Annotated in this window: 16 protein-coding genes; 4 read left to right on the top strand and 12 right to left on the bottom strand. The window is 58.3% G+C overall.

All coding sequences use genetic code 11. From position 1 onward, the window contains the following. Window positions 1-2,358 carry a carbamoyltransferase HypF gene (gene hypF / locus AC6IY8_RS11290; protein ID WP_497774568.1) on the bottom strand — a complete coding sequence of 786 codons (2,358 nt, stop codon included), beginning with the start codon at window positions 2,356-2,358 and terminating at the stop codon, window positions 1-3. 187 nt (window positions 2,359-2,545) lie between these two features. Between hypF and AC6IY8_RS11285 the strand changes: the two genes are divergently transcribed. Then, window positions 2,546-3,736 (top strand): DegT/DnrJ/EryC1/StrS family aminotransferase, encoded by a 1,191-nt coding sequence (locus AC6IY8_RS11285; protein WP_497774567.1) that lies wholly within the window; start codon window positions 2,546-2,548, stop codon window positions 3,734-3,736. Window positions 3,737-3,749: 13 nt separating this feature from the next. Here the strand turns inward: AC6IY8_RS11285 and AC6IY8_RS11280 are convergent, their stop codons facing one another. The 5 genes from AC6IY8_RS11280 to AC6IY8_RS11260 all read right to left on the bottom strand — a co-directional run bounded on the left by AC6IY8_RS11280 (window position 3,750) and on the right by AC6IY8_RS11260 (window position 9,689). Further along, a complete protein-coding gene (locus AC6IY8_RS11280) occupies window positions 3,750-5,486 on the bottom strand; it encodes a hypothetical protein (protein ID WP_497774566.1) in 1,737 nt (578 codons plus the stop codon). 12 nt (window positions 5,487-5,498) lie between these two features. Further along, complete coding sequence (locus tag AC6IY8_RS11275; protein ID WP_497774565.1) at window positions 5,499-5,723, bottom strand: hypothetical protein; 225 nt, start codon at window positions 5,721-5,723, stop codon at window positions 5,499-5,501. Between the two features lie 100 nt (window positions 5,724-5,823). Beyond that, window positions 5,824-7,113 (bottom strand): SH3 domain-containing protein, encoded by a 1,290-nt coding sequence (locus AC6IY8_RS11270; RefSeq protein WP_497774564.1) that lies wholly within the window; start codon window positions 7,111-7,113, stop codon window positions 5,824-5,826. 362 nt (window positions 7,114-7,475) lie between these two features. Next, a complete protein-coding gene (locus AC6IY8_RS11265; protein ID WP_497774563.1) occupies window positions 7,476-8,564 on the bottom strand; it encodes a 6-phosphofructokinase in 1,089 nt (362 codons plus the stop codon). 426 nt (window positions 8,565-8,990) lie between these two features. Further along, window positions 8,991-9,689, bottom strand: a complete 699-nt coding sequence (locus tag AC6IY8_RS11260; protein ID WP_497774562.1) for an Ig-like domain-containing protein — start codon at window positions 9,687-9,689, stop codon at window positions 8,991-8,993. Window positions 9,690-9,927: 238 nt separating this feature from the next. Here AC6IY8_RS11260 and AC6IY8_RS11255 point away from each other — a divergent pair, with 238 nt between their 5' ends. Beyond that, a complete protein-coding gene (locus tag AC6IY8_RS11255) occupies window positions 9,928-10,647 on the top strand; it encodes a sensor histidine kinase (RefSeq protein ID WP_497774561.1) in 720 nt (239 codons plus the stop codon). Window positions 10,648-10,867: 220 nt separating this feature from the next. Here AC6IY8_RS11255 and scpC read toward each other — a convergent pair whose 3' ends face one another. The 4 genes from scpC to AC6IY8_RS11235 form a co-directional block, all read right to left on the bottom strand. After that, the gene (gene scpC, locus AC6IY8_RS11250; RefSeq protein ID WP_497774560.1) at window positions 10,868-12,400 is read right to left on the bottom strand and encodes a succinyl-CoA:acetate CoA-transferase ScpC; all 1,533 of its coding nucleotides are present in this window, start codon (window positions 12,398-12,400) and stop codon (window positions 10,868-10,870) included. 179 nt (window positions 12,401-12,579) lie between these two features. After that, window positions 12,580-14,619: an OPT family oligopeptide transporter gene (locus AC6IY8_RS11245; RefSeq protein WP_497774559.1), complete on the bottom strand. Its 2,040-nt coding sequence runs from the start codon at window positions 14,617-14,619 to the stop codon at window positions 12,580-12,582. Window positions 14,620-14,937: 318 nt separating this feature from the next. Continuing rightward, window positions 14,938-16,770 carry a phosphoenolpyruvate carboxykinase (GTP) gene (locus AC6IY8_RS11240; protein WP_497774557.1) on the bottom strand — a complete coding sequence of 611 codons (1,833 nt, stop codon included), beginning with the start codon at window positions 16,768-16,770 and terminating at the stop codon, window positions 14,938-14,940. A gap of 115 nt (window positions 16,771-16,885) precedes the next feature. Then, window positions 16,886-17,239 carry a hypothetical protein gene (locus AC6IY8_RS11235; protein ID WP_497774556.1) on the bottom strand — a complete coding sequence of 118 codons (354 nt, stop codon included), beginning with the start codon at window positions 17,237-17,239 and terminating at the stop codon, window positions 16,886-16,888. A gap of 126 nt (window positions 17,240-17,365) precedes the next feature. Between AC6IY8_RS11235 and pgeF the strand changes: the two genes are divergently transcribed. Next, window positions 17,366-18,391, top strand: a complete 1,026-nt coding sequence (pgeF, locus tag AC6IY8_RS11230; protein WP_497774555.1) for a peptidoglycan editing factor PgeF — start codon at window positions 17,366-17,368, stop codon at window positions 18,389-18,391. 64 nt (window positions 18,392-18,455) lie between these two features. Here the strand turns inward: pgeF and AC6IY8_RS11225 are convergent, their stop codons facing one another. Continuing rightward, window positions 18,456-18,668, bottom strand: a complete 213-nt coding sequence (locus AC6IY8_RS11225; RefSeq protein WP_497774554.1) for a hypothetical protein — start codon at window positions 18,666-18,668, stop codon at window positions 18,456-18,458. 295 nt (window positions 18,669-18,963) lie between these two features. Here AC6IY8_RS11225 and AC6IY8_RS11220 point away from each other — a divergent pair, with 295 nt between their 5' ends. Beyond that, a complete protein-coding gene (locus tag AC6IY8_RS11220; protein ID WP_497774552.1) occupies window positions 18,964-19,431 on the top strand; it encodes a hypothetical protein in 468 nt (155 codons plus the stop codon). A gap of 206 nt (window positions 19,432-19,637) precedes the next feature. Here the strand turns inward: AC6IY8_RS11220 and AC6IY8_RS11215 are convergent, their stop codons facing one another. Next, window positions 19,638-20,906, bottom strand: coding sequence for a Glu/Leu/Phe/Val family dehydrogenase (locus tag AC6IY8_RS11215; protein ID WP_497774550.1), 1,269 nt, complete (start codon window positions 20,904-20,906; stop codon window positions 19,638-19,640). Window positions 20,907-21,003: the final 97 nt, after the last annotated feature.

Genomic DNA, 21,003 nt, shown 5'->3' with positions numbered 1-21,003 from the left:
CTAGACACATATCCGCTCCTTCGCGCTTTCCTGGAATCTCAACTCTCGTGCTGCCGCCACCACTTGCCCCAGCGCGATTCCGCCGTCATTCGGAGGAATTCGCTGATGCCAATAAACCTTAATCTCATCCGCTTGCAACCGCGCTACCGTCAGCTCGGTGAGCAGTCGATTTTGAAAACATCCGCCACTTAGTGCCACCGGCATTCCTGCATGCCGAGCCGCTACGCGAGCGATCATCTCTGCCAACGTGTTATGGAATTTTCGCGCCATGGTTGCCTGCGTAGCGCCTTGCGAGATCTCTTCAAGAATCTCACTTAGCATGGGTGCCCAATCCAACTCGGCAGGCGCATCTGAAGTTGAGGGTTCGACGACATCGAAGTGGTAAGCTCCGCATTCATCGCTCTCAGCAGCCATCCACTCCAGTTCCATCGCAGCCTGTCCTTCGAAACGCGCAAACTGCCGCATTCCAATCAGCGAAGCAACAGCATCGAACAGCCGTCCTGCGCTCGAGGTCCATGGGCTGTTCAGTCCTTGTTCCAGCATCTTCGAGATGATCTTGCGCTCTGCAGCAGGGAAGGTGCGAACCGCGTGGAGTTCGTCGTTGGCAAAGACGTCACAGCCTTGCGCTTCGAACAGCATGCCGAGCGCGCATCGGCGTGGCTCGCGTACGGCGCGTTCGCTTCCTGCCAGCCGGAACGGGCGCAGCCGGGCCGCGCGAGTATATCCATATTCATCGATCTTCAGGAATTCGCCGCCCCACACCGTCTGATCCGGACCCCAGCCGCTTCCATCCCATGCGATACCGAGAGCTGGTGCGTGCACTTCGTTTTCGGCCATACATGCCAGCACATGCGCGTAGTGATGTTGCACCCCGCTTGGCTTTTCGCAAACGCGATGCGCGTATTCGGAGGAGATGTAGTTCGGATGAAGATCACAGGCGACAGCTTCGGGTGTAGCTTCGTAGAGATTCTTGAGGCTATCGATCACTCGCTCAAATGCCGCACTGGCCTGTTCGGTTTCGAGATCGCCTATGTGCTGACTGACGAATACCTGCCGCCCCACCGAGAGTGCAATAGTGTTCTTCTGGTGCGCGCCCACGCCCAGCAGTTTTGGCATTTCTTGTTCAAGTCGCACGGGGAGCGGAGCAAATCCGCGAGCCCGACGCATCACCATTTCGCGTCCGGCCATCACGCGTACGATCGAGTCATCGACATGGCGCAGAATGGGCCTGTCGTGTACAAGCAGCAAATCTGCGATCCCGCGTAATCTTTCGAGCGCATCCTGCTCGTCAATACAGATCGGTTCATCGCTCAGGTTGCCACTGGTCGCAACCACAGGGAAGCCCAACTCCCGCATCAGCAGATGATGCAGTGGCGTGTAGGCGACCATGACTCCGAGCATCGGATTTCCTGGCGCAACGGATGGGGCTAACTCTGACCTGTCGCTCGTCTTACGCCGCACCAGCGCAATTGGCGACTCCGGCGAGCGCAGCAGTCGCTCCTCCAGAGTCGAAAGTTCGCACTCCGTTAATACGCCTTCAGCGGTTGGGAACATCAGTGCGAAAGGTTTCTCTTCACGATGCTTGCGTTGGCGAAGCGTTTGTACCGCTTGTTCATTGCGAGCATCGACCATCAGATGAAAGCCGCCCAATCCCTTTACGGCAACGATCTTTCCTTCGCGAATAGCTGATGCGGCCAATTGCAGTGCACTCTCGCGATGCGCGAGTACTTCCCCCAATGTGCTCCACAGTTCCAATTGCGGTCCGCACTCAGGGCAGGCATTGGGCTGCGCATGAAATCTGCGATTGGTGGGATCGCCGTACTCGCGTTTGCACGTAGGACACATCGCAAATTTCTTCATCGTCGTGCGCAGACGATCATAGGGAAGAGATTCGATGATCGTATAGCGGGGACCGCAGTTGGTGCAGTTCGTAAACGGATATCGGAATCGCCTATTCGCGGGATCGAGAATCTCACTCAGGCATTCAGGGCAGGTCGCAATGTCAGGCAGGACGAGTGCAGTCTTCTCTCCGCCCTCGCTCTTGCGAATCTCAAATGTTGTATAACCAACCGCGTCGGCAAAACTGCTTTCAAGACTTTGGATGAATGAGATAGCAGGTTTCTCACGCTCTACCCGAAGCAGGAACTGCTCGACTCGATCTCGTGCGCCTTCCACTTCAATGAAAACGCCGTTCGCGGTATTGTTGACCCAGCCGTTCAGACAAAGGTCGGTGGCCAGTCGATAAACGAACGGACGAAAGCCTACGCCTTGGACGGCACCGCGAATTATGAGTTTCAGACGCGACACTGGAGCGTGGCTCTGCGCTCTGCCCAACGCGCTCTGATCTGCAGTGGCCAATCTTCCTCTTTCCTCGCATGCAGCGAAGGACCGATTCCCAACCCCAGACTGAAAGTTCTAAGTACTATAGTTGTAGAAAATAGAGTCACGTAAAGCTGTGACGAGAGTCACAGCCCGCGCCCAAGCGGCGTCACCACCCAGTCGGATGTTAGAATCGATTTACGTTCATCCGGAGTTCTTTCCCTTCATGACAACTACTTCTGCCACAAAACTTACGCCAGTTCCTATGCTCGATCTTAAGCGCCAGTATGTCACCATTCGTGAGCTGGTGCGTGCTGCCATTGACCAGGTCTGCGAGTCGCAGTCGCTGGTGCTCGGCGATGAAGTGGCCGCACTGGAGCGCGAAATTTCAGTGTACCTCGGGGCTGCTGCGACCGTGGCATGTTCTTCGGGAACGGACGCTTTGTGGCTGGCGTTAGCTGGCGTTGGCGTAGGTGCAGGTGACACATTCCTGACCTCGCCATTTACGTTCTTTGCCTCGGCCAGTTCGATCACACGCTGCGGGGCGCGTCCGGTTTTTGCTGACATCGATCCAGCAACATTCAACCTGTCCGCCAGAGCTGTTGAGCATGCCATTGACCAGCAGCGTCCGGAGAAGCTCAAGGGCATCATGCCCGTCCACCTCTATGGCCAGTGTGTCGATGCCGACGCATTCGACGCGGTTGCTGCCACCCGTGGATTGACAATTGTCGAGGACGCGGCGCAGGCATTCGGAGCTACATGGAATGGTCGTCATGCCGGAACACTGGGCCGCACAGCTGCCTTCAGCTTTTATCCCACGAAGAACCTGAGCGCCTTCGGAGATGCAGGAGCGGCAACGAGCGTAGACTCTGAGATCGGCGAGCACATGAAGCGCCTACGCAACCATGGCGCGGCTCGCCGCTATTATCACGAAGAGATCGGCTGGAATGCCCGCATGGACGGCATCCAGGGAGCGGTGTTGCGGATTAAGCTGACGTTCATCGAGAAGTGGAACGATCGTCGTCGAGAGATTGCAGCCGCCTACGACGAAATGCTGCAGAAAGCTGGACTGAGCCAAACTCGCGGCACATCGACACATGTCGATCAGTCGCATCCCGTGGCGCTGCCTACAACGGCTCCGCAGGCAAAACATATCTTCCATCAGTACGTCATCCGGACTCACCGCCGTGATGAGCTTCGAGCATTTCTACAGGAGCGCCAGATTGGCTGCGAAATTTATTATCCTGTGCCGCTGCACTTGCAGCAGTGTTTTGCCTATCTCGGATATAAGGAAGGCGATTTTCCGGAAGCCGAGCGCGCCTGTAAAGAAGTGCTCGCGCTGCCGATCTTCCCGGAACTCACGAATGAGGAGCAACACCGAGTGGTGGAAGCAATTGCGGAGTTTTATTCGAAGTAGAAGAATATCGCTGTTATGTAATTTTGGCGGAGCCCAGAGATGGCTCCGCCTTTTCTTTCGACAGGGGGATTTCGGGAATCTCAACATTGCTGGTCGGAGCCGGTCGCAATCGCAGCGCAACAGCGCGGTAGCGGCAATAGTCGCGCGTAAGTAGCGCCTCATCAAACTCTCCCGCCATCGCTACAGATGCCATCTTGGACCAGCCAAGAGAGAAGATCGTGTAGGCCAGCAGATAAGGCGCGAGTCTTTCGGATACTGCATCTCCCGAGCGCGCTTCGTATTCGCGAACAAAGCTGTGACGAGCCTCGTCCTGCAAATCCCATTCAATAATTACTCCAGCGACGTCCCATGCAATGTCGCACGGGCCAGGGAAGAAGTGATTATCCCCGTGGGAGCCTGCATCGAGTTTCAGCAGCTTTCCATTGTCAGAGCGAATCCACTCGTGCGGCATCATGCGGCCGTCGCAAAATACGACCCGGTGCTGAACCAAGTGCGATTCTGATTCGTCTAACTCGGCCCCAAACTCCAGGCTCCAATTCCAGCGCAACATCTTCTCCAACTCTGGAGTTTGCTCGCGCTCCGTAACAAATGCCTTAGATCGCAGCGCCAGATAATCGGCAACTCTCTCCAACATCTCTGATGACCAATCGTCAGCAGAAAGCATGCGGCCGCGGACCAACGAGTATTGACCGAAGCCACAGTAATTGCCGAGATAGCAAGGAGCAAAGCCCCGCGCGGCCAGTGTTTTTGCACGTTCGCCGATCTCCGCGCCAAAATGTCCAAAGCCCTCGAAGCGGAAGAGGCTTTGCTGATCACAGGCGAGGAACTTTGCCGGTTCGAGCGTGGGCCACGCTGCGGGAATTGAATTCTCATTGCATGAGAAATGTTGCCGCCAGATTCCGCCAGAGAGACCTTCGTCTGCTCCAGCGGGAGGGAGGGGCGCATTCTGCAGTACGTGGGAGTGAAATCGCGTCCAGCGTTCGGCCGCATTGTCGGCCCGCAGTGCTGAGGGATGTACGTTGCGGCTACCGATCATGTGAATGCGATTGGCATCTACACCACATTCGACCAGCGCTTCCGCAACCGCAAGAAAGGAAGATCCGCTGATGCCCGGGCCCTCATCGACAATCAGGAACTCGGCATCTTGCGAACTCGCGATCCACTCACAAAGCGGTTCAGTCAGCTGCAACTTGCGGTTGTATGGATGGCCTGTCGGGCGGACGGTGGTCCGCGGGCACTCGAAGCCGCGCAACCGCAGAGCCGCACAAGCCACGGCACTCAGAGTCACGCCGATGCTTCGGATGCCGATCACTGCAGTATTGCCCGGGAAGCTGAGTCCGTCCAAAAGCATCTTGATTTTCAGCGGATGAAGAGCGTAGTAGGCGAAACCCTCCTGCACCGCGATTTCGTAATCGCCAGTAGCAGAGATCAATTCAGCCTTTTGCAAGATTGATGGAAGTGAATGTTTCTCCCCGGTAAGGAAAGCAAATGCAACAGCCTCGGTAATCTCCGAGGCTGTACTCGAACCTGATTGGGAACTGTCGAGGAGAGCACATTCGAGTTCGCCTGCTGCAATCAAGGAAGCCAGCGCTAACTCTTGTTCATCGTGCTCACTAGAGCCGAGCCAACGCACAAGCGCATCGACTAAGTGCGAAACCAGCTCAGCCCCGGCAATCCTTCGTCTGCCGTCGCGGAACACATACATGTTCCAACCCGAACCAGTGGTGGAGCACATAGGCGCATTCTGCAAAAGGTGCTCCGACTATGCCGCCTTCTTCTTCTGTCCGCGTGGCGAGCGGGAGATGTCGCCTTCTTTGTCGATGAAGTAAAGGTACTGGTTGTCGCGATCGACCGCGTGCTCTACCAGAACCTTCGATTCGCCTTCCCCGTTTTTGGGTTTGTGGCAGACATTTCCCTGACCATCTATGAAATACAGGTACTTCTTATAGTCCCTTTGGAGGTCCAGTTTCTTGATCTTCTCGGCCATAACGGCATACCCTCCGAAATTACAACTAGGGAGTAAGATTCGTTTTGGCCCTGCAAGGATGGTTTGACTGGGAGATAAGTTGGAGTTGTTGCCCTGCTGATCAACCCTTCTTCTTGCGATGTGCCATGGATTTTCCGTGTGCTGAAGACTTGGAGTCGGGCGGATTCTTTTTCGGGGCATCGGGCGATTGAGCACTCTGCGCCGGCTGCTCGCCGGGGGCAAAAACCTGCCGTACGATGTTGCCGATGACGCGATACTTGCGTTCGGAGATGGAACCATCGACGTTCTGCTTGCGAATGGCGAACACGGGCATGACGCCTTCTTTGCCGAAGTCTTCGGTTGAGACCTTTGCAGGGAAGTAGCCGACGATGTACTTTTCGCGATAGCCGGTCTCATAGCGATGGCGCTTGAGATTCCAGGTGAAGACGCGAACCTGATTGAAGTCGTAAGGAATGCCATCCTTGTTTTCATTGAGCAAAACGAGGTATTGCGCAACCGCGCCCTTCTCTTCGTCCTGAACAGTGTTGAGCACGAATGCGGCCTGGATGCGCTGGCCTTCAGCGTACTGAGCCACTTCGAGGGGAATGTCGATATCGACCATGCGCGCGATGACCCATCCTACGCGGCCCTGCTGATCGCGCACGAGCCACCAATCATCGAACGGCTTCGGTTTGGGCTCCTGCGGGGGAGTGCCGGGTTTCGATGTTTCCAGCGGCAACGATGATTTGGTCAACGCATCGGGAGGCGGCGCAGGCGTAGGCGGAAGCGGAGGGAGAGGCAGCGAGTTCTTTGCCTTCGATGGAGGAGGCGGCGCGGGCTTGGTGCGTTTGGGGGTTGATTTTGTTGGCTCGCCTGCGGCTTTCGCGATGGCTTCGGTCTTCTTCGCCGCGATTTCTTCGGGCGTCGCTCGCTCAGCGGTGGAGCGCTTGAGCAACTCTACTTTGGCATTTTCGGGAAGCTGGTAGAGCGTGTCAGTTTCGCGGCCGGGCGTGACATGCATGTTCAACTCGGTGCGAGTAACGGCGCGGCCTTCGACGGGAGTGTTGTGGTTGTCTTTGGCTAGCTTCTGAAATTGATCGTAGGTATCACGTGCGACGAGAGCACGGAGCTCGATCCAGCCTTCCTGCTTATCGGCAGTGCGGACGCGGACAAAACGCTTCTGGCGCTCGAGGACTTCGACGCGTTCGCCGTTTTTTACAGTGCCCACGCGGTTATAAACGGTGGCGACGTGATCGCGGAGATTGCCCTGCGGAGCGGAGACATACATGACTTCGCCGGCGCTGACGGGGCCGGAGTGCTTGCAGGAGGCGAAGAACAGCGGCAATACGAGCGCGAGAGCGAGCGAGAGGCGCTGGGCGAGCGAACGGGAACGATGTTTCAGGGAGTACAAGGGCTTCTCTTCTGGATGAGTCTCCACTATAACTCACGGGCGCTGCGGGACGAAACGTTGCCCCGAGAGTGAACGGCTTCCGAAGGGGTAGTGAACAGTTGGGAAACATGGTTGCGCGGATGGCAAGGATTGCCTTGGAGGTAAATAGGAGGTGGCGGCGGAGTGTCGAGAAGGGCAATGGTGAGGAATTTTCGGAAGTCGAAGATCGAGGCTGAAGGGCAGGTATTACTTTGGGAGTAAATTGCGAGTGTTGAGAGAGTGATGGGGAAGGTAATGCTTGGGAGGAAATTAATGCTTGGTTAGTGACTGCCCCACCCTAAACTCGTGGGGCGAGTTTAAGGGTGGGGCACCTTACATACGAACTATTCTTCGCCGAAACGGATGCCGACGGCGCGGGCGGTGGCGACGAGGTCGCCCTTGGGATCGACGGCCTTCATCTTGCCGATGGCTTCCGCGATGTCCACGAACTCAATACGGCCTCCGCGAAGGGCGACCATCTTGAGGAATCCGCGCTGTGCGATGAGATCGACGGCAGCGACACCGAAACGCGTGCTCAGGATGCGATCGGCTGGAGAGGGCGAGCCGCCGCGCTGGGTGTGTCCCAGAACGGTGACGCGCACTTCCTTCTTGGCGCACTGAGCGATGGCTTCGCCGATGAGGTTGCCGACGCTGATGCCCTTGGGGACGGAGCCGTAACGCTGGATGGCGTCCTGAAGGATCTCGTCAGGCACCTTTACGCCTTCGGCGAGGGAGATGATGGTGAACTTCTTGCCGAAGATGTGGCGCTGGTTTATGTAGGAGCAGACGTTCTCGATGGTGAACGGAATTTCCGGGATGAGGATGACGTGTGCGCCGCCTGCGATACCGGCGTGCAGGGCGATCCATCCCGCGTCGCGACCCATGACCTCGACGATCATGATGCGGTGGTGCGACTCGGCCGTGGTGTGGATGCGATCGATTGCGTCGGTTGCGACGTGGATGGCGGAGTCGAAGCCGAAGGTTACATCGGTAGCGGAAAGATCGTTATCGATGGTCTTGGGGACGCCAACGACGGGGAGTCCCTTCTTGGCCAACTCAAGGCCGATCTTCTGGGTACCGTCGCCGCCGATGACGATAAGGGCGTCGAGTCCCATCACCTTGGCGTTGTGGATGACTTCTTCGGACATGTCGCGGATAGAGTCTTCGCCATCGCCCATGCGGTAGGCGAAGGGATTGCCGCGATTGGTGGTGCCGAGGATGGTTCCGCCGCGAGGCAGAATGCCGCTTACATCGCTGAGCAGCAGGGGGCGGCTCTTTTCGGGCCAGATGAGGCCGTCAAAGCCGTCGCGAATGCCAATAACCTCGTAACGATACTTGAGGATGGCGGTTTTTACAGCGCCACGGATGACTGCGTTGAGTCCGGGACAGTCTCCTCCGCCGGTACAGATGCCAATTTTCCTGATTTCAGACATTTATGTAGTTTTCTGGAATGATTGCGAATTTGGCCCTAGAGCCGTCATGGAAATTGTACATCAGCAGAGGTAAGGGGAACGGCTGCGAAGCATTGGCGAATGATGTGCTGGAACCGGAATGGGATTGGGGGCCGCATATGCAGCGAAGGAGGCACCGAAGGTTCGATTGGCTAAGAGCAATTCAAGGATGGGAACCCGGTGCGGTGGTTGGTGACCTCAGGCGGCAGTGGAGAATGAGAGGGCGCTGGGATCCTTCACTTCGTTCAGGATGACACCTCAGAACCAAGAGCAACCCCGAGGTCCTTCGCCTGCGGCTCAGGATGACACCGAAAACAAACAGCAGCAAAACCGAAGGCAGGAGCGACACCCTCACCGCAAGCGAGGGTGTGCAGGTATGCCGCTAGCTATGTGCAGGTATGCCGCTGGCTAAATGATGGTGGGGATGCTGAAGGTGGTGGAGGTGCCCTGGGCGGTGCCGTTGGCGAAGGTGGCTGTGGCAGTGATGGCGAAGGTGTTTCCGGCGGTGGCCGTGGTGAGGACTGTGACATTGCCCGCGGCATCGACGGTGGCGACCGTGGGAGTGTTGCTCGTCCAGGTGACGTAGTTGGAGATGTCGTGGTTGGAGTTGCCGCTGAGGGCCGCCGTGGCGGTGACGCGGAACTTCTGTCCGGGGCTGATGATGCTGGGGGAGACGGAGCTTGGGAAGCTGACGACGATGGTCGTGGGTTCAGCGCCGGTGTAGGTGAGGACGTTCACAGTGCCGCTCTGTCCTCCGAAGGTTCCGGTGATCTGGGCGGTCTGGTCGGCAGCAGCGGCGACAGCGGTGATCTTGCCCGCATTGACCGTGGCTACGGCGGGTGCGCTGCTGGTCCATGTGGCGGCTGAGGTCTGGTCAGAGGTGACGCCGCCGACGGTTGTGGCGGAGAGCGCGACGGTGGAGCTGTCTCCAGGGGTGTCCGCCGAGGTTGCTGCCTTGAGCATGAGCGCAGTGGGGCTGATGGTGACCGAGCCAGTGGAGCTGTCAGATACCCAGAAGTCCGAGCATGACGTGCAGAAAAGAATGAAGGGGAGCAGCGGAAGCACTCGGGCCAGACGGGTGTGCGCGACACGGCTCAATGCGATCATGAATTCCTCTCTCGGCAAAACATTGTAGTGCTTTCACAAAGTGCGTGCGCGGCGAAGCAATCGGGAAGCAGTATTGAAACTTGCAAATCAGGCGCACGGTGGCCCGAATGGGGCGGAGCGCGTTTGTGGGTAACACCCGCAGGTTCAAGCAACCATTGAAATTGCGGCGGTATCGGACACTACTATCCACAGATTACTTAGAGGTCGCACGCTGGCCTGCTGTGCATCAAGGTGGCGTTTGCAAAACAACAACGAAATAGCGCAGAGCGAGGTTGCAGCTTCACTAGCGCACGAGATCAACAATCCGCTGGAGTCGGTGCTGAGTCTGCTGTACGTCGTGGAGGAAGACGCGAGACTGAGCGACCAAGGGCGCGAGTGTCTAACGATGGCGGTAGAAGAGCTGAAGCGGTTATCACACATTACCCGGAGCGCGCTTTCCCGGTACAGAGATGAGCCGACGCTAAAGATGGCTCATGTGCCAAAGCTGCTGGATTCGGTGCTGGGTCTCTACGCGCAACGGCTGAAGTCGCGATCAATATCTGTACATACGAAATATCGAACGGAGGCGGAACTGCCGGTGTATCCAGGTGAGCTGCGGCAGGTGTTCAGCAATCTGCTGCTGAACGCAGCGGATGCGATGCCGGACGGCGGACGGATGCATGCCCGGGCGGTTGCAGGACGAGAGTGGTCGGGAAAGCAGAGGAGCGGGCTGAGAATCACGTTTGCCGATGATGGATGTGGGATTCCAAAAGAAGATTTGAAGGCGATCTTTGAACCGTTTTTTAGTAAGAAGGGAAGTCGTGGGTCAGGTTTGGGATTGGCGGTAGTGCGCGATGTGGTGAGAAAACATGGTGGGTGGTTGAGAGTTAAAAGCTGTACGGAGCCGGGGAAGAGCGGGACGGTGTTTCTGATTTTCTTGCCGGACACTGGGGTGATAGAGCAGGCGAAGGCTTCGTAGGGAAACGAACAAGGGCAGAAGCAAGAAAGAACGAGAACAAGAGAAGAACCTTTGGAGGGCGCTTCGCGCTTCTTTAATAGAACCCACATGCGCTTGCCAAAAGAGGCAAGCGTATATGGGGCACCCGCACACCCGCGGTGCTTAAGGTTCGCGCAGCCAGAAGAAAGCCCCACATCGGAGGATGTGGGGTTTTGTTGTGCTTTCGTGTTTCAGTTTGAGGCTAGGGGCGCATGGTGCCGGTCTTGAGGTAGCGCTCGTGGAAGCCGTGAGCCTCGGAGAGGATGTGCGGGGTGTGCTGTCCGCTGGACTGCTTTTGCGCACGGTCGAAGTAGTCGGAGAGCAGCGGCTTGAACTCCTCGCTGGCGCAGTTGTCGATGACTAGGCGCGCACGCTGCTTGGGAGAGAGCCCGCGCAGGTCGGCCAAGCCGCGTTCGGTGACGAGGACTTGGGTGTCGTGCTCGGTGTGATCGACGTGGCTGACCATGGGAACGATGGTGGAGATGGTTCCCTTGGCGGCGAGGGAGGGGGCCATGAAGATGGACAGGTAGGCGTTGCGGGCGAAGTCGCCAGAGCCGCCGATGCCGTTCATGATTTTGGAGCCCATGATGTGGGTCGAGTTTACGTTGCCGTAGATGTCGGCCTCGATCATGCCGTTCATGGAAATGACTCCGAGGCGGCGAATGATGCCCGGGTTGTTGGAGATGTCCTGGGTGCGGAGGACGACGTTGCGGCGATACTCGCGCAGGTTGCCGTACACCTCCTTGATCATGTCAGGGCCGAGCGAGAAGGACGTCGCAGAGGCGGAGACCATCTTGCCGGACTTGATCAGCTCGATCATGCCGTCCTGAATGACTTCGGTGTAGGCAGTGAGGTTCTGGAACTTGCCCTGCTTGAGGCCGAAGAGCACGGCGTTGGCAATGTTGCCGACACCGGACTGGATGGGCAGAAGGTCCACGGGCATGCGGCCCTTCTTCACTTCCCAATCGAGGAAGTCGAGGATGTGACCGGCGATTTGCTGCGAAGCCTTGTCGGGTTCCTTGAAAGCAGTGTTGCGGTCGGGAGCGTTGGTCTCGATGACGGCGACTACCTTCTCGATGGGAACGTGGAGGTAGGGGCTGCCGATGTGCTGTCCGGCACGAAGCAGAGGAATGGGCTCGCGGCGCGGGGGAGCTTCAAGTCCGTAGTAGATGTCGTGCATGCCTTCGAGGTCGATGGACTGCCAGGAGTTGACCTCGAGGATGACGCGGTCGGCGCACTCGAGCCAGGCCTTGTTGTTACCGAGCGAGGTGGAGGGGATGGCGCGGCCATCCTCATAAACTGCTGCGACCTCGATGACGGCCATGTCGAGCTTGCCGAGGAATCCGTATTCCATGTACTGCGCCACGTGGCTGAGGTGGATGTCGATGTATTCCATGTCGCCGGCGTTGATGCGCTGGCGGACTGCGGGATCGGACTGGTAGGGCAGGCGAACCTGCATACCGTTGGCGGCAGCGAGAGCACCGTCGAGCTCGGGGCCGGTGGAGGCTCCGGTGAAGACTCCGACGCGAAGTGGATCGCCCTGCTCGTGGCACTTATTCATGCGGCGGGCAAGAGCGGTGGGGATCTCCTTGGGGTAGCCGGATCCGGTAAATCCGCTCATGCCGATGTTGTCGCCATTGCGAATGAGGGCGGCGGCTTCGTCGGCGGACATGATGCGCGAGCGAAGCTCCTGATTGAGCACGCGCGTGGAAGTCGAGGTGGAAGTAGTAGCCATGAGGACCTTCCTTGAATAAATAAGAAAACCGTAAATATGCCTTTAAGGCTAGGTCGCGGGAGGGAATTCGTCAACCGAGGGTAAGGCTGAATACTGGATAAGAGTGATTAAGGCGAGACACGAAAAAGCCCGTCGATGGAAGTCGGCGGGCCTTTGGTTTTGCGCAGATATGCGCGTGACTACATGATTGCGGTCGGCGGGGCCGGCTCGTCGGGGCGTCCGGCGTTGCGCAAGGGGACCTGCACCATGAGAACGGCGAGCACCGCAAGGGCGATGAAGCCGCTCAGGATGTGCGGGTGAGCGAAGACCACAGGGATATCCCATGTGATCTTGCCGCTGGCCTTCAATCCTTTTACGGCGGCAACGCAGAGTCCGCAGAGAGCTTCACCGGCGATGAGGCCGCTGGCGGTGAGGACTCCGGCGTTGTCGATGCGGGCTTTCTGCGCATCGTTGAAGACGCCCTTGTCGCGCATGATGTCGGTTACCCAGCGAATGACGCCGCCGACGAAGATGGCGAAGGTGGTTTCGAGCGGCAGGTACATGCCAACGGAGAAGAGCATGGGGCTCTTGACCTCGACCATGATGAGGGCAAATCCCATGAGGATTCCGACGATGACCAGAGGCCATGCCATGTTGCCGCCAACGATGCCCTGCGCGAGCGAAGCCATGAGTCCGGCCTGCGGGGCGGGGAGTTCCTTGCTGCCGAAGTGGTAGGCCTGGTCGAGAATCATGAGCACGGGGAAGAGTGCCATGGAGCTGACGACAACTCCCATGAGATCGCCGAGCTGCATCTTGGAGGGCGTGCCTCCGAGGATGTGTCCGACCTTGAGGTCCTGAAGCATTTCACCGGCGACGGCTGAGGAGACGCAGATGACGGCGGCAACGCCGAGGACGGCGACGACTCCGGCAGTTCCCTTGACGCCAATGGCGATCATGAGGAGGGCCGAGATGACCAGGGTGCAGAGGGTGAGTCCGCTTACCGGGTTGTTGGAGGAGCCGATCATGCCGACGAGGTTTCCGGAGACGGCGGCGAAGAAGAAGCCGAGGATGATCATGACGACAGCGGCGACGGCGGCTCCGATGATGACCTTGGTGAAGAAGAAGTAGAGAGCCAGCATGGCGCAGAAGACGATGCCGAGTCCGAGGAATACGACCTTGCTGCTGAGATCTTTCTCATAGCGAAGGGAGGACTGCTTAGCCTGGCCGGTCTTCTTGAGATCGCTGACGGCGCGCTGGATGCCGATGCCGAGCGATTTGCGCATACGGAAAAGGGTGAAGCCCGCGCCGACAAGCATTCCGCCAACGGCGATGGGGCGGACGATGGAGAACCACACACCGTTGGAGATGGCGGTCCAATCAACCGTGGTTCCGGAGGCGGCGGCGCTGGCCGTGATCTGCGGTCCGAGGAAGTAGGTGAGGAGCGGAACCATGAGTCCCCAAGCAAGCAAGCCGCCAGCGAAGTTGAGGGCAGCGAGGCGGGGTCCGATGATGTATCCGACGCCGAGGTAGGCGGGGCTGACGGCAGGGGCGCTGAATGTGGTAGCGCCGCCGGTGGCGACGACCGGAGCGGCGGTGCCGCGTCCGAGCTTGAGACCGAAGGAGAGAGCAGGGATGTTGACCAGCACTTCTTTGCTGGCGTTGAAGATGTTGACGGCTCCGGCGAAGAAAATCGCTGCGCCAACACCCATGTTGGCAAAGAGGATCTTGGCAGCGCGCGAGCCCTGCTGTCCGGCTTTGTGGATTTCAGAGGCAGCGACGGATTCAGGGAAGGGGAGCTCGGGGTCCTCGACCATGACGCGACGGAGGAGGGTGACAAAGAGGATTCCGAGGGTTCCGCCGACCATCATGAGAGCCGCGCCCTGCCAGAAGTTGGCGGCACCGAGGGCGGGCCACATCTGGCTGATGACGAAGGCCGGGATGGTGAAGGTAGCACCGGCAGCGACGGATTCACCGATAGAGCCGATGGTACGCGCCATGTTTTCTTCGAGCAGGCTGCCCTTGACCAGTTTCAGCAACGCCATGCCGATGACAGCGGCAGGATAGGTGGCGGCGATGGTCATGCCGGCGCGGAGTCCGAGGTACATGTTGGCCGCACCGAGAATCACCGTCATGATGAGACCCAGAAGTACCGCCCGGAGAGTGAACTCGGGCATCTGGCGGTCGGCAGGTACATAGGGTCGGAACGCGGGGGCTGGGGGTCGGACGGTTTGTGAGCTCATTCAGGATCCTCAAAGGCGCGTGATTGCGTAAGAAACAAGATGGCGCAAGGTAGCACGCGTGCTTTATCCATTACAAGGTATTAGAGAAACTCAGCAACCATCATAAACAGAGCGGAAGGATTGAGGGGAGTTTTTGTGGGAAGAGGTAGGTGACCCGGAGTGGTGGAGGAGATTGGGACGGCGGCTGGGGTCCTTTGCCTGCGGCTCAGGATGACACCCTTAAAAGCAAGATCAAAGGCAGGAGCAAGATCAAAAAACCCACCTCTGCCAAAGGATGGCAGAGGTGGGGCACCGAGGGTTATCTTCTTCGCGCCTATCTTAGAGGCGGCAGATGAGGAGTTCGCGCTCGTAGATCATTTCGGGCGGAAGGTGGTCGTGGAGGTTGATGAACAGTTCTTCGTGTCCAATTACCTCGCGCTTCCAGTTCTCGCGATCAACGGTCTGGAGCTGATCGAAGGTTTCCTTCGGGAAGTCGAAGCCCTTCCACTCGATGTCTTCGTAGCGGGGGACCCAGCCGATCGGCGTTTCCTTGCCGAGCGACTTGCCGTGGACGCGGTCGATGATCCACTTGAGGACGCGCATGTTTTCGCTGTAGCCGGGCCACAGGAAACGTCCGTCTTCGCCTTTGCGGAACCAGTTCACGTGGAAGATGCGCGGCGTGATTGAGAGATTGCGGCCCATCTTGATCCAGTGACGGAAGTAGTCTCCCATGTGGTATCCGCAGAAGGGCAGCATGGCCATGGGGTCGCGGCGCACCTTGCCGATGGTTCCGGCAGCGGCTGCGGTCATTTCAGAACCCATGGTGGCTCCGGTGTAAACGCCCGCGCTCCAGTTGAATGCCTGATAGACGAGAGGCATGGTCGTGGGGCGGCGTCCGCCGAAGATGAAGGCAGAAATCGGCACGCCGTTGGGATTCTCCCAATCGGGGTCGATGGTGGGGCACTGTGAGGCAGGCGCGGTGAAGCGAGCGTTCGGGTGCGCGGCGGGTTTGCCGGTTTCCTTCGCGATCTGCGGGGTCCAGCGGTTGCCCTGCCAGTCGGTGCACTCGGCTGGCGGCTCGGACATGCCTTCCCACCAGACGCCTCCCTCGGGAGTGAGCGCGACGTTGGTGAAGATGGTGTTCTTCGACAGCGCAGCCATGGCGTTCGGGTTGGTCTTCATCGACGTGCCGGGGGCTACGCCGAAGAATCCGGCCTCGGGATTGATGGCGCGAAGCTGTCCGTTGGCGTCGGGCTTGATCCAGGCGATGTCGTCGCCGACGGTGCGGATCTTCCAGCCATCGAAGCCGTCGGGCGGAATCAGCATGGCGAAGTTGGTCTTGCCGCAGGCGCTGGGGAAGGCGGCAGCGACGTAGGTCTTTTCGCCTTCGGGGCTCTCGGCACCGAGGATGAGCATGTGCTCGGCCATCCAGCCTTCATCGCGGGCCATGGTGGAGGCGATGCGCAGGGCGAAGCACTTCTTGCCAAGCAGGGCGTTGCCGCCGTAGCCGGAACCGAAGGACCAGATCTCGCGGGCTTCGGGGAAATGCACGATGTACTTCTCTTTATTGCAAGGCCAGGGAACGTCCTTTTCACCAGCAGTGAGCGGCTTGCCGACGCTGTGAATGCAAGGAACGACGCGCTTCTCGTCCTTGTCGATCTCCTTGAAGACCGGCAGGCCGATGCGGGTCATGATGCGCATGTTGACGACAACGTAAGGCGAGTCGGTGAGCTCGACTCCGAGCTGCGACATGGGAGAGCCGACAGGACCCATGCTGAACGGCAGCACGTACATGGTGCGTCCCTGCATGGCTCCATCGAAGAGACCCTTGAGCTTCTTGCGCATGGAGAACGGGTCTTCCCAGTTATTGGTGGGACCGGCGTTGTCCTTGGACTGCGAGCAAATGAAGGTGCGGTCTTCAACACGGGCGACATCGCTGGCGTCGGAGCGGGCGTAGTAGCATCCGGGCCAGAGCTCCTCGTTGAGCTTGGTAAAGGTGCCGTTGGCGACAAGCTGGGAGCAGAGTTCTTCGTACTCTTCCTGCGATCCGTCCACCCAATGGATAGCGGCTGGCTTGGTCAGCTCGGCCATCTTTTCCACCCACCGGAGCAGGTGTTTGTTCTTGCTCAGGGGCACGGCATGTTTTCCGGTTGACTGTGTGGCTGTTGACATAAGAAAGGTCTCCTATAAGTGCTGTACTACTCGTTACAAAAAGCTTCGGCTCGTTACAGCAGCAGCCTGGAAATTCCTCTACAACAACGCACGGCAGAAGCGAAACATAGCGCTTCTACTTGGCGAGCAAGTTCGCCTCCTTGAGTACTGCGTCCAGGTGCTCGAGTGTTTCGGCCGTGGAGAGGGTATAAAGATCGCGCCCGCTTTCCTCGCCATTCTCCAGAATGGTGCGAAGGTAGTGTCCTGCGATTTCAACTGCGAGTGGGTCGGTGATGACGTGTCCGGTCTGCTTCTTGTGCTCAGCCCAGGCGGGATGCGCGAGAGCGATCCAGACGGTGCGGCCGTTGACGAGGAACTTCACGTCAACTGCATCGGCATGTCGGGTGGCAATGGCCACAATGATGCACTGATAAATGCAACGGACCGAGCTGCCGGTCCAACGCTCGACGGTGGTGAAATCTTCGTACATGTTTAGAACTCTAATCCCACTCGGAGGAAGCCCGCAACGGACGCGGGCAAGGGATTTGTAGCGTACCTCAAAAAACGCAGAATCGTACAGCAAAACTGTGTGGTGAGAGAGGATTTCGCTAGGCGGATGAAGACTCCTGATCGGCTACAATCGAAAGAAATGACAATTCAGAAGAAAACAGTATCCGGGGGCCGGACGGCCTCTGCTTTAAAGACCCAGCGCGCAAAGCGCGACCGCGAACGCTCGAGCCCTCGTCCGGTGAAAGCGCCGACGGTGAAGGTGCTCACGTCAGAGAAGCTGGCGGAAATTCCATGGCTGGTACATGGGTTCAGCACACGGCAGGGCGGAGTGACGATAGAGTACGGCGGTCAGCAGCTTAATTTGGGATTTACCGAAGAAGATACCCGAGAGAACGTGCTGCGCAATCGGGAACGATTCCTGCGCAAGCTGAAGGCGCGGAAAGAGGATGGGGAACTGTGGCCATTGGTGCTGCTGAACCAGGTTCACTCGGCGGCGATTCATCACGTGTATGGCGCGAAAGGGCCGGAGTGGGCGCGGCTGAAGAAGAATAATGTAGTCGAGACCGCGGGCGATGGACTGATCACGGACACGGCGGGAGTGCTACTGGGGATTAAGGTGGCAGACTGCTTTCCGGTGATTGTGGCCGACAAGAAAAAGAAAGCGGTGGGCGTGTTCCATGCCGGATGGCGCGGGACGGTGCAGCGCATCGTGGAAAAAGGCATTGGCGAGATGCGTAGGCAGTTGGGATCGAAGCCGGAGAATCTGATCGCTGTGATCGGGCCGGGAATCGGCGGCTGCTGCTACGAGATTGGCGAAGAGGTGGAGGCGAGATTCGATTCGCAATTCGCCTACTCGAAGGAACTGTTCGAGGATGTGTTCGATAGCTGGAGCCTGAAGACGAAGTATCCGATGCTGTTCTTGAACCAGAGAGCGCCGGGGCATGGGGAGCCAGCGATGTCGCGGCATCTGGACCTGGTGAAGGCGAACTGGTGTCAACTGCTGGATGCGGGAGTGCCGGAAGAAAATATTCAGTCGATGAATATGTGTACTTCGTGCAGGACGGATTTGTTCTTCTCGTACAGGAAGGATCGGGTGACGGGAAGAATGCTGGCGGTGGTGGGAATCAGGTAGGGGTCTCGCTTTATAAGAAAAAGCCCCACGTGGACGCGTGGGGCTTTCTGTTTGAGACGGATTGCTACTGCACGTTTACCACGACCTGAATCTGGTTGGTGATCATGGCGGCTCCGCCGCTGGAGGTGCCGGTGGCGGTGGCGGTGTAGCTTCCGACGGGAGTGGCGTGATGGGCGCGGGCTTGGAACTGCTGCTGCCTCCGCAGGCGGAAGTGAGCAGGATCAAGCCGAGAGCGCAGGTGATGGTGGAGATCCAGATGGCGCGTTTGGATTTCCATGCGGGAATGGAAAGCCAGACAAAGCCGAGCGGAAGCGCGAAGGCGGGCCGGGGGCAAACGGCATCTGCCGATGTGGCGACGTGTGCGGTGATGGCAAAGGCGGCAAGAAACAGTACGGCAAGAGCTGAGGCGGTGCGAGGTGGTGAGTATTCAGAAACGCAAGCTTCCCATGCTAGGACGTATGCAGGTGCTCAGGCCGTCGTTACGGTTCGAAACCAAAGTTAACAAATCTATTACGCACGAATTTCGGGGGCGAATATACTCGGCGCAATGTTTCAGCACTGAAAGGCGAGATATGCGAAAGACGGTGTATTTCATTTGTCTTTGTGCTGTTGTGTTGAGCGCAGTGGCGACGCTGGCAGAAGAGTCTGCTGTGAACAGGAAGCGACCGCATGAGGATGTGCCGTACATCGTGCTGACGGGCTTGCAGTCGTATAAGGACCACGGGCCGGATGAGGCGGTGCGGTCGTGGATCAAGAACGGTCCGCTGGAAGGCAGCCGCGAGGTCATGGTGCAGGCGAGGAATCTGCAGCAGGTGCAGGAAATTTATGGCGTGTATCGCGGATTCGATCCGGTGACGATTGTGGACCTGTCGGCGAGAACACGGGTGGTGTACTTGATTCTGAATTTCGAACGCGGACCGCTGTTTGCGAAGTTTGTGGTGTATCGGACGGAACAGACCTGGGTGGTGGTGAGTTTTGACTTTAATACGAAGGAGACGCAGGTGTTTCCGGTGGAGGTGCTGGGAGGAGAGAGGGGATAGGAAGGGCGGAGAGGGGCGTTCGGTTCGCAAGAACAAAGGTAAAAGCAACCCCGAGGTCCTTCGCTTCGCTCAGGATGACACCTTAAAAGCAAAAGCAAAAGCAGGAGCAAGAGTAAAAAAGCGACGGCAAGAGTAACGGCAAGTGCAACGGCAACAGCCCCACCTCTGCCAAAAGAGGGCAGAGGTGGGGCACCAAAGCGATTGCGTCAGGCGTAGATGCCGCGGGTTTTGATGGTGGAGGCGACGCGGTCGATGGCGAGCATGTAGGCCGCAATTCGGTTGTTGACATCGTGGGACTCGGCGTAGCGCACAACGTCGTTGAAGGCCGAGGTCATGATGTGTTCGAGTTCGGAATTGACGAAGTCTTCCTTCCAGAAATATCCCTGACGGTCCTGCACCCATTCGAAATAGGACGTGGTGACGCCTCCGGCGTTGGCGAGGATGTCGGGGATGATGAATACACCTTTCTCCTGGAGGATTTCGTCGGCGGCGGCGGTGGTGGGACCATTGGCGCCTTCAGCGATGATCTTGGCCTTGATCTTGCCTGCGTTGTGGGTGGTGATGACGTTCTCGATGGCGGCGGGGACGAGGACTTCGCATTCGGAGACGAGAAGTTCGCGCGGGTCGGCGGGTTCGGCTCCGGGGAATCCGATGATGGTGCCGTTGGCAGCCTTGTATTCGAATAGCTGCCGGATGTTGATGCCCTTGGGGTTGTGAAGGCCGCAGTTCCACTCGGCGATGCCGGTGACGGGGTAGCCCTGCTCGTGCAGAAGAAGTGCGGCGTAGGAACCGACGTTTCCGAAGCCCTGAACGATGATGCGGGTGTTCCAGGGGAGCATGCCGAGTTTCTTGACAGCCTGATTGGTGACGAGCATTACGCCTCGGCCGGTGGCTTCGCGACGCCCGCGTGAGCCGCCGATCTCGATGGGCTTGCCGGTGACGACGGCGTTGACGGTCTGGCGCATGTGCATGGAATAGGTATCCATCATCCAGGCCATGGTCTGCTCGTTGGTGTTGATGTCGGGGGCAGGAACGTCTTTTTCGGGGCCGAGGACCTCGATGAGTTCGGCGGTGAAGCGGCGCGTCATGCGCTCGAGTTCGCCGCGTGACATGGTTTTAGGATCGCAGATGATTCCGCCTTTGGCTCCGCCGAACGGGATGTTGACGACGGCGCATTTCCAGGTCATCCAAGCGGCGAGAGCGCGAACTTCGTCCAAGTTGACTTCGGGTGCGTAACGGATGCCGCCCTTGGCAGGGCCGCGCGCGATCGAGTGCTGCACGCGATATCCGGTGAACAACTCGATGCGTCCGTCGTCCATTTGCACGGGGATGTGGACGGTGATTTCGCGTGCGGGTTGGCTGAGGATTTTCCAGAGGCCCGGGTCAAGGCCGAGTTTGCGGGCAGCGAGTTCGAATCGTGCTGCCTGCGCTTCCCAGGGATTTGTTTCCATATGCGGATCAATAACGGTTGCCATGCGGTTTCCCCTTCTGTGCAACGTCAGCTTCGGATGACGATGGTGAAAGGCAGGGTTTTCCCCGTCCTCGCCCCGAAAGCAAACCGGGTAGTATATG

It is taken from the genome of Koromonas soli (assembly GCF_059726265.1).
The sequence above is the reverse complement of the archived record's forward strand: the minus strand, read 5'-3'. Positions and strand labels throughout refer to the sequence as shown.